The following is a 13,581-nucleotide window of genomic DNA, read 5'->3' on the forward strand; positions in this document are numbered from 1 at the left end:
GCCGGGTGACGCGGCTCAGGCGCCGCGCCGACGAGTTCAGCTCAGCCGCGCGACGATCGCACGGGCACAGTCCAGCGATTCGGTGCGGCTGGTGTCCACCTCGACGTCGTACGCGACACCCTGGTGCACGACCGCGGCCTGCGACGCGGCCATGCCGGTCACCCGGTCGCCTCTGGCGATCTCCCGGGCGGCCGCGATGTCGGGGTCGCAGCGCACTCCGACCCAGAGCACCCGGAGGCCGTCCAGGTACCGGCGAACGCGCTCCTGCGACGCACCCCCGCCGAGAAACACGTCGTCGACGATGACCGGGGCACCGGCCCTCGCCATCGCGGCAACGCCGACCCACCAGGCGTGCTGCATGCCGTCGAAGCCCTCGCCCAGGATGACCTCACCCTGCGACCCGAAGGTGACCATGGACGGTGGCAACCGCTCGATCAGGTCGTCGATCCCGAGGTTGATCCAGGGCCCGGGGAGCAGGTGTCTGAGGCAGCGGACAATTCCCGACTTGCCTGAGCTGGATCCGCCATTGAGCACGATGACCTGAACCGTCATCCGCTGGGTCGTCCTTCCGGGTCAGATCTTCTCGATCGGGGCGTGTCGCAGCACCAGCCACAACGTCTGGTCACCGAAGTCGATCTGTGCCCGGGCACCCGGGCCGTGCCCCTCCACCGCCACCACCCGACCGAGACCGTACCGCTGGTGGTTCACCCGGTCCCCGGCGGTGACCTTCGGCCCCTGTGGCAGCTCGCTCGCGGTGGCCAGCCGGCTGCCGTCCACCCCGAGCTTGCGGGCCAGTTGTACCGCCCGGGGCGTGCCGCCGGCAAACCCACCGCGACCGCCGGGGGTCCGCTCCGCGCGACCGCCCACGCCGCCGCCACCGCCGCCCCACGAGGTGTACGAGCCCTCGGTCCGCTCCCAGCGGACCAGCTCTGGCGGCAGCTCCTCGACGAATCGGGACGGCGGGTTGTAGGACGGCTGGCCCCACGCCGAGCGGGTCACCGCCCGGGAGAGGTAGAGCCGCTGCCGAGCGCGGGTGATGCCGACGTACGCCAGCCGACGCTCCTCCTCCAACTCCCGGGTGTCGCCGAGCGAGCGCAGGTGCGGGAAGACGCCGTCCTCCAGGCCGGTCAGGAACACCACGGGAAACTCCAGGCCCTTGGCGGTGTGCAGGGTCATCAGGGTGACCACACCCTGATGCTCGGGGTCGTCGGTGGGCACCTGGTCGGCGTCGGCGACCAGCGCGACCTGCTCCAGGAAACCGGCCAGGGTGGCCCGCTCCCCCTCCGCGCCGGTCGCCTCGATCCGCTCGGTGTACTCGCGCGCGACGCTGACCAGTTCCTGGAGGTTGTCGACCCGGCCGGCGTCCTGCGGGTCGAGGCTCTCCTCCAGCTCGGTCAGGTAACCCGAACGGGTCAGCACCGCCTCCAGCACCTCCTCCGGGGTGCCGTCGACGGCCAGCTCACGGGCGGAGTCGAGCAGCGCCACGAAGTCGGCGATGCCGTTGGCCGCCCGGGTCGAGATCCCCGGCGCGTCACCGGCGCGCCGCAACGCGGCACCGAAGGAGATCCGGTCCCGGCTGGCCAGCGCCTCCACACAGGCCTCGGCGCGATCGCCGATGCCCCGGCGCGGGGTGTTCAGGATTCGCCGCAGGCTGACCGTATCGTCGTCGTTGACCACCGAGCGCAGGTAGGCCAGGGCGTCCCGGACCTCCTTGCGCTCGTAGAAGCGCACCCCGCCGACGACCTTGTACGGCAGACCGAGACGGATGAACACCTCCTCGAAGACCCGGGACTGGGCGTTGGTGCGGTAGAAGACCGCCACGTCGCCCGGACGCGTCTCCCCGTCGTCGACCAACCTGTCGATCTCCCGGGCCACCCAGTCCGCCTCGGCGTGCTCGGTGTCGGCGACGTACGCGACGATCGGTTCACCCTGGCCGGCGTCGCTCCACAATCGCTTCGGCTTGCGAGACGTGTTGCGGTCGATCACCGCGTTCGCGGCGTTCAGGATGGTCTGCGTGGAGCGGTAGTTCTGCTCCAGCAGGATGGTGCGGGCGTTTGTGAAGTCGCGCTCGAACTCCAGGATGTTGCGGATCGTCGCGCCCCGGAAGGCGTAGATGGACTGGTCCGCGTCGCCGACCACGCACAGCTCCGCCGGGTCGAGGCCCTCGGTGCCGGAGACCAACTCCTTGATCAGGACGTACTGCGCGTGGTTGGTGTCCTGGTACTCGTCGACCAGCACATGCCGGAAACGACGGCGGTAGCTCTCCGCGACGTGCGGATGCGACTGGAGCAGATGCACCGTCGTCATGATCAGGTCATCGAAGTCGAGCGCGTGGGCCTCGCGGAGCCGCCGCTGATAGAGGGCGTACGCCTCGGCCAGGGCGCGTTCGTTGGGGCCGCTGGCCCGCGCGGCGAACGTCTCCGGGTCGACAAGCTCGTTCTTGAGGTTCGAGACCTGGGCGGCCAGGCCCCGCGCCGGATACCGCTTCGGGTCCAGGTCGAGCTCCCGGGCGACGAGCTGCATCAGCCGGCGGGAGTCGTCCGCGTCGTAGATCGAGAACGTGGACTTCAGGCCGGCCTGCTCGTGCTCGGCACGCAGGATCCGTACGCAGGCGGAGTGGAACGTGGAGACCCACATCAGCCGGGCCCGTGGGCCGACCAGGGCGGTGACCCGGTCCTTCATCTCGCCGGCGGCCTTGTTGGTGAAGGTGATCGCGATGATCTCGCCGGGATGCACGTCCCGCGCCGCGAGCAGGTACGCGATCCGGTGGGTCAGCACGCGGGTCTTGCCGGACCCGGCGCCGGCCACGATCAGCAGCGGCGAGCCCGCATGGGTGACCGCGTCCCGCTGCGGGCCGTTGAGTCCCTCCACCAGCTGCGTTGGGTCGAGGCGGCCGGGCGCGGGCCGATGAGGCTGCAGCGCCCGGGCAGGCTCGGGCTCGGGCGGGGACGCGGGGATGTCGAAGAGAGGATGCATCGCACGGCGAGTCTATGCCGCCGGCCGGACATCGCCCGCCGACGGCACCGCCCGGTGGCGTGACCCGGCAGCACCGGCGGGAGGGATTCTTCCCGACAGGTGAGCGGATGAGAGCCTTCCCCGGCCTTTCCTTGCGCGCCGACCCGGTCCGGCGGCATACTCGGCAGCGTGTTCGACAAGCGCTTCTACTTTTACTACGGCTCCGGGAGTCCGGCAGCCGTAGGTCGCGCCTGATCGATCAGACCTACGAAAAGCCCCGGGCTCTCGGAGCCCGGGGCTTTTCGCGTCCCGGAATCCGGGCAACGGGCACCACACCGCGAGGGGTACCTGAAGATGACAGACGTGATGGAGCAGAACGGCGGCGCGACCGGGTCCGGCACGATCTCGAACGGCGCCGGTGCCACCGGGCCGGAGGGGGGCACCCCCGCCACGGGCACCGCCGAGCCGGACGCCGCGAGCCGAATCGCCGAGATCCGGGTGCGGATCGACGAGATCGACCGAGCGCTGATCGAGTTGTGGCAGGAGCGGGCCGCGCTCTCCCGGGAGGTCGGTGCGACCCGGATGGCCTCGGGCGGTACCCGGCTCGTCCTCTCCCGCGAGCAGGAGATCCTGGAGCGGTTCCGGTCGGCCCTGGGCGCAGACGGCACCCAACTCGCCCTACTCCTGCTCCGCGCCGGCCGCGGCCCCCTCTAACCCCCACCCCCACCCCCCGACCGCCCCGTTGATCAAGAAGTTTGCGTCTGCGTTCGCGCTGTTCCAGACGCAAACTTCTTGATCAACCTGGGGCTGGGTGGGTGGGTGTTGCAGGATGTGGACCGGGGCGCCGGCTGCTGGTGACGGCCGACGCCCCGAATCACTGAGGAGGCACTACCTTCACCGCTGCTTCCGGTACGGATGGACGGGAGCGGCGGCGTCTGTGGGGCTACTCCGACGCGTGCACCACGTCGCGTACCTCAGCGAAGTGGCAGGCGCTCGGGTGGCCCGAACTGTCGCGGACCTCCAGCAGCGGCACCTGCTCGGCGCAGATGTCCTGGGCCTTCCAGCACCGGGTACGGAACCGGCAGCCCGAGGGCGGATTGGCCGGCGACGGCACGTCACCGGTCAACACGATCTGATCCCGATGCCCACGCAGCTTCGGATCCGGCACCGGCACCGCCGACAGCAGTGCCTGCGTGTACGGGTGGGTCGGGTTGTCGTAGATCTCGTCCTCGGTGCCGATCTCGATGATCTTGCCGAGGTACATGACCGCGACCCGGTCGGCGATGTGCCGGACCACCGACAGGTCGTGGGCGATGAAGATGTACGACAGCCCGAGCTCCTTCTGGAGCTTCTCCAGCAGGTTGATCACCTGGGCCTGGATGGAGACGTCCAGCGCGGAGACCGGCTCGTCACACAGGATGATCTCCGGGTTGAGCGCCAGCGCCCGGGCGATGCCGATGCGCTGCCGCTGACCGCCGGAGAACTGGTGCGGGTACCGGGTGATGTGGTCCGGGTTGAGACCGACCAGATCGAGCAGCTCCTGCACCCTGGCCCGCCGCTTGCCCTTCGGTAGCACGTCCGGGTGCACCTCGAAGGGCTCGCCGATGATGTCGCCGACGGTCATCCGCGGGTTGAGCGAGGTGTACGGGTCCTGCATCACCAGCTGGATGTTGCGCCGGCCCCGACGTCGTTCCTCGGCGCCGACGTTTGACATGTTCTTGCCCTGCACGAACAGGTCGCCGGAGGTCGGCGTCTCCAGCCCCACCAGCAGCCGGGCCAACGTCGACTTGCCGCAGCCGGACTCGCCCACGATGCCCAGCGTCTCGCCGCGCCGCAGTTGCAGGTTGACCCCGTCGACCGCCTGCACCGCACCGTACTGCTTCTTGAAGACGATGCCCCGGGTCAGCGGGAAGTGCTTGACCAGGTCGCGGGTTTCCAGCACCACATCACTCATCGCCCTTGACCTCCTTCCAGAAGTGGCAGGCGGCCGTCCGGCTCGGCGACACCTGGTACAGCGGCGGCGCCGGGTCCTTCCGGCAGACCTCCTGCGCGTACCCGCACCGGGGGTTGAAGGCGCAGCCCGGCGGGATGTTGGTAAGCATCGGCGGCAGGCCCTTGATGGCACTGAGCTCGTGACCCTTGAGGTCCAGACGCGGGATCGACTCCAGCAGACCCTTGGTGTACGGGTGGGCGGGGCTGGCGTAGATGTCGTTCACGCCGGCTTCCTCGATGACCCGGCCGGCGTACATCACCGAGATCCGGTCCGCCACGTCGGCCACCACACCCATGTCGTGGGTGATCAGCACCAGGCCCATGTTCCGTTCCCGCTGCAACTCGGCGAGCAGCGCCATGATCTGCGCCTGCACGGTCACGTCCAGCGCGGTGGTCGGCTCGTCGGCGATCAGCACCTCGGGGTCGAGCGCCAACGCCATCGCGATCATGACGCGCTGCCGCATACCACCCGAGAACTGGTGCGGGTAGTCGTTCACCCGCTGCTTCGCCGCCGGAATCTTCACCAGGTCCAGCAGCTCGACGGCACGGGCCTTGGCGTCCTGCCGGGACATGCCCCGGTGCTTGCGGAACAGCTCGGCCAGCTGGAAACCGACGGTGAAGACCGGGTTCAACGCGGAGAGCGCGTCCTGGAAGATCATCGCGATCCGGTTCGCCCGCACCTTGCGGCGCTCCGACTCCGGCAGCTTGAGCAGGTCGACGCCCCGGTAGAGGATCTCACCGCCGGTGATGAAGCCGGGTGGGGTGTCCAGGATGCCCATGATCGCCTGAGCGGTCACGCTCTTGCCGCAGCCGGACTCGCCGAGGATCGCCCGGGTCTCACCCGCTCGCAGGTCGAAGCTCACGCCGTTCACGGCGTGAGCGATGCCGTTGCGGGTGCGGAACTCCACGTGCAGGTCCTTGACCTGCAGCGGCAGCGCATCCGGGTCCACGCCCGCCAGCGCCTCCATCTTGACGTTCACATCAGTGCTCATGCCGGCACTCCGCTTCGCTCCGTGCCCTCATGAGGCACCGTCGCCCTGTGCTGATGATTCGCTCGCTGAGACTCGCTCATCGGACTCACCGGAACTTCGGGTCGAGGGCGTCACGCAGCGCGTCACCCATGAGGATGAAGGACAGCACCGTGCCGACCAGCAGACCACAGGGGAAGAGCAGCAGCCACGGGTCGTCCAGGAAGTAGACCTGGTGAGCGCTGATCATGATGCCCCAGGACTGCGCGGGCGGCTGGAGCCCCACACCGAGGAAGGTCAACGTGGCCTCGGCGGCGACGAACGAGCCGAGCACGATGGTGGCGTACACAAGCATCGGGGCGATCGCGTTCGGCAGGATGTGCCGGAACATCAACCGGGAGTTGCGGGCGCCGACCGCCTTCGCGGCGTGCACGTAGTCCAGGTCCTTCGACGAGATGACGCTGCCCCGGATGATCCGGGCGATGGTCGGCCAGGCCAGTAGGAACAGCACCGCGGTGATGGTCCAGATGTTCTGCCGCTTGATCACGGTGAGGAACACGATCGCGCCGAGCAGGAACGGCAGCGAGAAGAAGATGTCCATCACCCGGGAGATGATCGCGTCGACCCAGCCGCCGTAGTAGCCGGCGAGCAGGCCGAGCACCCCACCGAACACCACGATGCCGCTGGTCGCCATCACCGCGATCACCATCGACGGGCGGGCACCGTAGATTGCGTGCGAGTAGTAGTCGCAACCCAGGATGTCGAAGCCGAAGGGGTGGTCCCAGCTCGGCGCGACCCGGGACCTGTCGGTGCTGCACGCCCGCGGGTCCTGGCTGGTCCAAAGCTTCGGGAAGAGCGCCATCGAGCCGACCATGAGGATGTACAGGCAGGCGATCACGAAGACCGGGTCGCGCAGCAGCTGCCGACGGGCATCCGCCCACAGGCTCGCGTTGCGCTCCTTGCCGCCCGGCGCGTCAGGCGTAGGGCCGTCACCGGCCACCGGCGCACCGCCGACGGCGGTGCCCGCGCTCGTCAGGTCACTCATGTCCACACCTCGTTTCGCTCCACCCGGCCATCAGGAACGGTCGGAAGACCTACGTCCGCCACCGTGATTCGGTCACTCATAGCGGATCCTCGGGTCGAGCACGGCATAGAGCAGGTCGACCAGCAGGTTGGCCAACAGGACGACCAGCACCAGCATGGTCACCACGCCGACCACCACCGAGGACTCACCGGTACGCGCCGACATCGTCACCAGCCGGCCGATGCCCGGCACGTTGAAGATCGTCTCGGTGACGACCGCGCCGGCCATCGCGGCGCCGATGTCGACGCCGAGGAAGGTGATCACGGGGATCAGCGAGTTGCGGAGCGTGTGCACGCCGATGACGCGCTTGTTGGTCAGCCCCTTGGCCTTGGCGGTACGGACGTAGTCAGCACGGATGTTCTCCATGATGCTGGTCCGGGTGAGCCGGGCGGTGGTAGCGAGCGAGACCGCGCCGAGCACCATGCCGGGAATGATCAGGCTTGCGAACGGATAGTCGGGCTTGAAGCCGGGGCTGAACATGCCGGACGCGATCACGTCCGGGATCCAGTCCTGGCCCCGCAGCACGTTGCCGAACTTGACCCCGACGAACTCCCGGACCACCACGCCCAACACGAAGATCGGCACCGAGATGACGAAGACCGTGCTGATCTTTACCAGGTAGTCGGTGAAGCTACCCCCGCGCAGACCGGCAAGCACACCCGCTGCGATGCCGACGACCGCCTCGAACACGATCGCGATGACCAGCAGCTTGAGGGTGAACGGAATGGCATCGGCGACCAGGTCGGTGACCTCCCGCTGGCGCAGGTTGATGCCGAAGTCGAAGTGGAAGAAGATGTTGCCCAGCCGGTCGAAGAACAATCCCGGCTCGTAGCCGGTGCCCAACCAGCCGCTGCCGCTTTCCGCCTCACGCCAGAGGCAAGGGTCGCCCCGCTTGTCCAGGCAGGGGTCACCATAGCCGAGCCGCTCGGTGATCGCCTGGAGCAGCGCGGGCGGCGGCGTCCGGTCCCCGAACAGCGCCCGGACCGGGTTCCCGCTGAACTGGATCGCCAGCGAGGTCATGTAGTGCAGTAGGAACATGGTGCCCAGCACGGTGGGGATGAACTGGAGCAACCGTCGAATGACGTAGCGCCCCATGACGGGGTCTCCTCTCGGCGCTGACGTGGCGGCAACGATCACCCTGTTGGGGTCACCGTTGCCGCCACGTCGTATTACGGCAGGATCAGGAGTCTGAAGCTCAGTTCTGCTTCAGCGAAATCGCACCGTAGTCGGCATCCGAGACGGCGTTCCAGACGAACTGGTCGACGTTCTCGCTGTAGACCGCGCCAACCTTGTTGAACCACATCGGGATGACCGGCAGGTCCTCGCCGAGGATGTCCTCCGCCTTCTGGTAGGACGGGATCGCGGCCTGGATCGAGTCGGCCGAGTCACCCTCCTTCATCAGAGCGTCGAACTCCGGGTTGGTGTAGCCCGAGTTGTTGCTGCCGGCACCGGTGCCGTACAGCGGGTAGAGGAAGGTCTCCATGAACGGGTAGTCCGGACCCCAGCCGAGGCGGAACCCACCGGTGAACTTCTTCTGGTCCGCGGTCTCCAGGTACTCGGCGAACTGCAGGTTGACCTTGAGCTCGTAGTCGATGCCCAGGGCCTCCTTGATCTGGTCACCAACCGCCTGCAGCCACAGGTCGTGGCCGGCACCGGCGTTGGCCCACAGGATCAGCTTCTCACCGGCCGGCCAGCCGCCAGCCTCGGCGAGCAGCTGCTTGGCCTTCTCGACGTCCTTGGTGCAGTACTTGCAGACGCCCTCGCGAGCACCCTCGAAGGTCGGGGCCACGTAGCCGGTCGCCGGGGTGAACCGGCCGTCGAAGACCGCGTCGATGATCGACTGACGGTCGATCGACAGCGACAGCGCCTGACGGATCCGCTTGTCCTTGAAGGCGTCCTGGTACAGCGGCATACCGACGTAGGTGAAGCTGTCACCCGGCTGCTCGTACATCCGGTCGCCGTACTGCGCCTGGGCCTCCTTGTAGCGGGCCGGGGGCAGCGTGTAGAGCACGTCCAGCTCGCCCGCCTGGAAGGCGGCGTAGCCGGCGTCGATGTCGGCGAAGATCCGGTACTCGATGCGGTCCGGCTTGCCCGGCTCACCCTTCCAGGTGTCGCTACGGACCAGGTTGATGGCGACGTTGTGCTGCCAGCTGCCATCGATCTTGTAGGGGCCGTTGCCGATCGGCGTCTCGTTGCACTTCGCGATGTCGTCGACGCAGGCCTGGGCCATCGGGAAGAAGCCCGGGTAACCGATCGTGGTCGGGAAACCGGAGAACGGCGCGTCGAGCTCGACGGTGAAGGTCAGGTCGTCGACCTTCTTGAGACCCGACATGGTCTCGGCGGTCGGCTCCGGAGCCTTCTTCGGGCCCTCGCCGTCCGGGTCCGCCGGCGCCACGTCCGCCTTACCGGCGATCCGCTTCATGAAGTAGCCGTTGTTCTGGGCGTTCGGCCCATAAGCGGCGTAGTTCCACGACCGGAGGAACGCGTCGGCGTTGACCGGCTCACCGTTGTCGAAGGTGTAGCCGCTCTTGAGCTTGATCGTCCACAGCTTCTGGTCGGTCGACTCGACCGACTCGGCCAGGTCCATCTCGACCGCCGAGGTCTCGGCGTTGTACTTGACCAGACCGCGGTACAGCTGACGGATCACGTACAACGACGGCTCGTCGTCGCCGCCGGACGGGGTCAGGAACGCCGGCTCGGCGTTGTACACCCGCAGCGTGCCGCCGGACTCGCCGGCCGGCTCGTTGTCGTCGCCACCGCTGCTACAGGCGGTAGCCAACATGGCGGTGGCGGTCGCCGCGACCGCCACCTTCAGGAATTTCCCGCGCATGGGAGTGCCTCCTCAGGGCGCTCGGCTCACGAGGGGGTTGTGAGGTGCCTGCAACTGTGACACCCGATGCGCCCAGGCGGGAAGGCGTGTTATCAACCCGATACCCGCCCGGGACGGTGCCGACATCGACCCACAGGCACCACTCCGGCGCGTCGGAGGCATGGTATGAGCTGCTCGTCAACCACATTTCCACGCTCGGCCGACCGTCGGATGACGCGGGCCCGACGACTCCGCGAACCCGCCGGAGCATCGACGTGAATCCCGCCACTCCTTCCGCAATCCTATCCGAAAGTATGAGTCTGATTCCAGACCAGCGGTCGATCGTCTTGGTCGGCTGACGGACTCCTGCCCCCCAAAAGCGGTCCGACCCCGAATCCCGCGTTGCTGCGGAATCCGGGGTCGGACGTGGTGTCGCGGCGTGGTGATCAGGCCGTGAAGTGGATCCTGCGACGACGCAGCACCAGGACGGTGACCGCACCGGCGACCAGGAGCACCAGGCCGGCGGCGATCGCGGTGACGATCGGCGCACCGGTCAGCGGCAGACCACCGTCGTTCGAGGCCGGCGAGGTGGACGGGGCGGGACTCGCCGGCGACTCCTCGGGAGTGCTCGGCGTCGGCTCCGGCGACGGGGACTCCGTCGGGGTGGACGGCGTCGGCTCCGGCGTCGTCGGCTCGGGGCTCGGCTGCGGCGCCGTGAAGGTGGCCTTCGCCTCGGCGGTCACCGTGGCGCCGGTGCTGCCGCCCAGGATCAGCTTCTGCGCCGCCTTGGGCCCGGTGTAGAGGAACACCCGGCCGAAGGAGACCGAGTCGGCGGCGGACGCGGTCACGCTGACCTCGCCGGCTTCCTCGGTCGTGAGCCAGAACTGGCCGCCGTTGTCGGTCGTGGTCACGGGCGCGCCCTCGGCGTCGACCGCCGACCCGCCGGTGACGGCCAGCGTGATCTCACCCGCCGGCCCCGTCACGGTGAACGGACCGGCCTTCTCCCCGACCTTCGCGGTGGCGGTGGCCGGATCGATGCTCAGCTCGGCCTTCGGCTCGGGCTGGTCGGTGGCATTCGCGACCAGGTAGTCGTGGACCTTCTTGATCACTGCGTACCGCTGCTTGTTGATCAGGCCACGCCCGGCGGTCCAGTCACCGAGTTCGATGCCGTCGCTGAAGTGCCACACGGCGGTCTGGGTACCGAAGTAGAGCAGGTTGCGGCGTACCTTCGCGTCCGTCCCGGCGGGCACGGTGGCACCGGCGGCGGCCAGCAGCGCGGCGGAGTCGGCGTTCGGGTACCCGTGGGTCAGCACCCACTGCACCTTCGCGAGGTTCTTCACCTGGGACTCGTCCCAGGTGCCCTCCTGGTACTTGCCGTTGATCGCGACGTTCGTGTGGTAGTCGATGCAGAAGGCCGGAAGCTGCTTTCCGTCGATCTTGATTGCCAGTGCCGAGGTCCGCTTGACCTTGCCGTCGAGCAGCAGCTTGACGGTGCTGTCCGGCACCGACTTCGCCACGCCGGTGGCCGGGTCCTCGGCGGCGGCAGGGGCGGCGGCACCGAGCGCCAGCGCGCCGCCGGTGACGGCCGCGAGCGCGATCCGCGCCCAGCGCCGTCCTCGTTGTCCGATCATGATTTTCGTGCACCTCTCGGGCAGGGAGTGACCCGCGTACGCGCGGGTGGCCGGAGTCGCCGTTCCCGCGGGATGAACGGCATCCGCACGCAAGGAAAGGCGAGGGGCATTATTGACCGCGACTTGATCACATGTCACGCCCTGCGGCCTGATTAGCCGCTTATGCCGAGAAGGTCGGTTATACCAAACGCCGGTCCGCCGCCCAGCGGGACAGCTCGTACCGGTTGGACATCTGGAGTTTGCGCAGCACGTTCGAGACGTGCGTCTCGACGGTCTTGATCGAGATGTAAAGCTCCCGGGCGATCTCCTTGTACGCGTACCCCCGGGCGAGCAGCCGCAGCACCTCGCGTTCCCGGTTGGTCAGCTGGTCCAGTTCCGGATCGGCGACCGGGGCGTCCGGCCGGGCGGCGAAGGCGTCCAGTACGAAACCGGCCAGGCGCGGGCTGAACACCGCGTCGCCGTCGGCCACCCGCCGGATCGCCGCGGCCAACTCGTCCGGCGAGATGGTCTTGGTGACGTAACCACGCGCACCCGCCCGGATCAGCCCGATCACATCCTCGGCCGCGTCGGAGACGCTGAGTGCCAGGAAGCGGACCTCGGGATGGCTGCGCCGCATCGCCTCCAGCACCGCCCGCCCACCACCGTCGGGCATGTGCACGTCGAGCAGGACCACGTCCGGTCCGGTGGCCGCGATCCGGCTGACCGCCTCGGCCACCGTGCTCGCCTCGCCCACCACCTCGACGTGCGCACCGAGTTCGGCGCGTACCCCGGCTCGGAACATGGCGTGGTCGTCGACCAGGAACACCCGCAGCCGTCCGGGCCCGGTGCTCTCCGGCTCGACCGGTGGTGTCGACTGCTCGGCCATCATTTGTCCCTCTCCGCAGTGGCCGACTCCCGGGCGATCGGCAGGATCAGCCGGACCTCGGTCCCCTCTCCAGGCCGGGAGCGGATCTCCGCCCGGCCACCGTGCCGTTTCATCCGCCCGACGATCGAGCCTCGGACACCGTGCCGATGGTCCTCCACCGTATCCGGATCGAACCCGACACCCCGATCCCGTACGAAGACACTTACCTGTTCGGGCTCGACCTCGGCGTAGAGCGAGACGGTCTGCACCCCGGCGTGCCGGGCGGCGTTCACCAGCGCCTCGCGCGCCGCGGCCACCAGCGCGCCGACCCGCTCGTCGGTCTCCCGGTCGCCCACCACGACCGCCTCCACGGTGATCGCGAAGGTGTCCTCCACCTCGGCCGCGGCCTGCTCCAGCGCGGCGGCGAGGCGTTCGGTGGGTGACGCGGTGGGCTTGTAGAGCCAGTTGCGCAGCGAGCGCTCCTGGCCCCGGGCGAGCCGCTGCACCGTCTTGACGTCGCTGGCGTTGCGCTGGATCAACGCGAGGGTGTGCAGCACCTGGTCGTGCACCATGGCCGCCAGTTCGGCCCGCTCCTGCTCGCGGATGCGCCCCTCGCGCTCGGAGCGGAGCTGGTTCCAGGTGCGCCAGAGCACCGGCGCGGCCACCACCCCCACACCCGCCAGCCCGACCGACGCGAAGATCACACCGTTGATCACGGCGTCGAGGTTCTGCGCCGGGGAGTAGACCGCGGCCACACCGATGATGCCGACCGCGACCAGCACCCCGCCCCCGACGAAGCGCAGCACGAAGGCCCGCCGGTCGCTCTCCTCTATCACCGCGCCGAGCCAGGGCACCGGCATCGACTCGCCCCACTGCCGTCGCCGATCGGGCGCGGACTGGTGCCAGATCACGCCCGCGCCGACCGCGATGATGGCGACCAACCAGCCCGCCGTGCCGGCCGCGCCGACCGAGTCGAAGACCATCACCTGGATCAGCAGTACGCCGAGCCCGATGGCCACGAAGGGCAGCAGCTGGCCGACATCGCGGCGCGGCGGTACGGCGTTGTCACCGGGTCGCAGCGGCACGACCGCCCAGAAGGCGGCATAGAGCAGCAGACCCAACCCGCTCAGCCCGAGCAGCACCATGAAGGCGATCCGGACCCGGACCACCGGAACTCCGAGATGCTCGGCGATGCCGGCGGCCACCCCGGCGGCCATCCGGTGCTCCGGGGCGCGGTAGAGGCGGGGTGGTTGACTGATGCTGCTGATCGCGGGCTCCCTGGTCAGGACGGTCGAGCC

At 68.8% G+C, this 13,581-nt stretch carries 11 protein-coding genes; 1 reads left to right on the plus strand and 10 read right to left on the minus strand.

The features are described from left to right. Positions 1–36: 36 nt before the first annotated feature. Both cpt and pcrA read right to left on the minus strand, forming a co-directional pair. On the minus strand, positions 37–552 hold the full coding sequence (cpt, locus tag ACN26Z_RS27100; protein ID WP_421463968.1) for a chloramphenicol phosphotransferase CPT: 516 nt from the start codon (positions 550–552) through the stop codon (positions 37–39). Positions 553–573: 21 nt separating this feature from the next. Continuing rightward, a complete protein-coding gene (pcrA, locus tag ACN26Z_RS27105; protein WP_282236884.1) occupies positions 574–2,976 on the minus strand; it encodes a DNA helicase PcrA in 2,403 nt (800 codons plus the stop codon). A 333-nt stretch (positions 2,977–3,309) separates the two neighbouring features. On the opposite strand from pcrA, the gene ACN26Z_RS27110 reads away from it, so the two are divergent. Continuing rightward, the gene (locus ACN26Z_RS27110; RefSeq protein WP_374224716.1) at positions 3,310–3,669 is read left to right on the plus strand and encodes a chorismate mutase; all 360 of its coding nucleotides are present in this window, start codon (positions 3,310–3,312) and stop codon (positions 3,667–3,669) included. Between the two features lie 229 nt (positions 3,670–3,898). On the opposite strand, the gene ACN26Z_RS27115 is transcribed toward ACN26Z_RS27110, so the two are convergent. The 8 genes from ACN26Z_RS27115 to ACN26Z_RS27150 form a co-directional block, all read right to left on the minus strand. Continuing rightward, the gene (locus ACN26Z_RS27115; RefSeq protein WP_093404968.1) at positions 3,899–4,909 is read right to left on the minus strand and encodes an ABC transporter ATP-binding protein; all 1,011 of its coding nucleotides are present in this window, start codon (positions 4,907–4,909) and stop codon (positions 3,899–3,901) included. After that, positions 4,902–5,939 (minus strand): ABC transporter ATP-binding protein, encoded by a 1,038-nt coding sequence (locus tag ACN26Z_RS27120; protein WP_093404964.1) that lies wholly within the window; start codon positions 5,937–5,939, stop codon positions 4,902–4,904. The genes ACN26Z_RS27115 and ACN26Z_RS27120 overlap by 8 nt, the downstream gene beginning before the upstream one ends. Positions 5,940–6,024: 85 nt before the next feature. After that, positions 6,025–6,960 carry an ABC transporter permease gene (locus ACN26Z_RS27125; protein WP_421463971.1) on the minus strand — a complete coding sequence of 312 codons (936 nt, stop codon included), beginning with the start codon at positions 6,958–6,960 and terminating at the stop codon, positions 6,025–6,027. Between the two features lie 72 nt (positions 6,961–7,032). Then, positions 7,033–8,094, minus strand: coding sequence for an ABC transporter permease (locus ACN26Z_RS27130; RefSeq protein WP_421463973.1), 1,062 nt, complete (start codon positions 8,092–8,094; stop codon positions 7,033–7,035). Between the two features lie 100 nt (positions 8,095–8,194). After that, the gene (locus ACN26Z_RS27135) at positions 8,195–9,829 is read right to left on the minus strand and encodes a peptide ABC transporter substrate-binding protein (RefSeq protein ID WP_093404958.1); all 1,635 of its coding nucleotides are present in this window, start codon (positions 9,827–9,829) and stop codon (positions 8,195–8,197) included. Between the two features lie 425 nt (positions 9,830–10,254). After that, positions 10,255–11,439, minus strand: coding sequence for a thioester domain-containing protein (locus ACN26Z_RS27140; RefSeq protein ID WP_421463975.1), 1,185 nt, complete (start codon positions 11,437–11,439; stop codon positions 10,255–10,257). A 178-nt stretch (positions 11,440–11,617) separates the two neighbouring features. Further along, entirely contained in the window at positions 11,618–12,304 is a 687-nt protein-coding gene (locus tag ACN26Z_RS27145) for a response regulator (RefSeq protein WP_093405465.1), read from the minus strand. Then, a complete protein-coding gene (locus ACN26Z_RS27150; RefSeq protein WP_421464735.1) occupies positions 12,304–13,569 on the minus strand; it encodes a PspC domain-containing protein in 1,266 nt (421 codons plus the stop codon). Before ACN26Z_RS27150 ends, ACN26Z_RS27145 begins: the two co-directional genes overlap by 1 nt. Positions 13,570–13,581 lie beyond the last annotated feature (12 nt).

This window comes from Verrucosispora sp. WMMD703 (assembly GCF_049178935.1).
GTDB lineage: Bacteria > Actinomycetota > Actinomycetes > Mycobacteriales > Micromonosporaceae > Micromonospora > Micromonospora sediminimaris.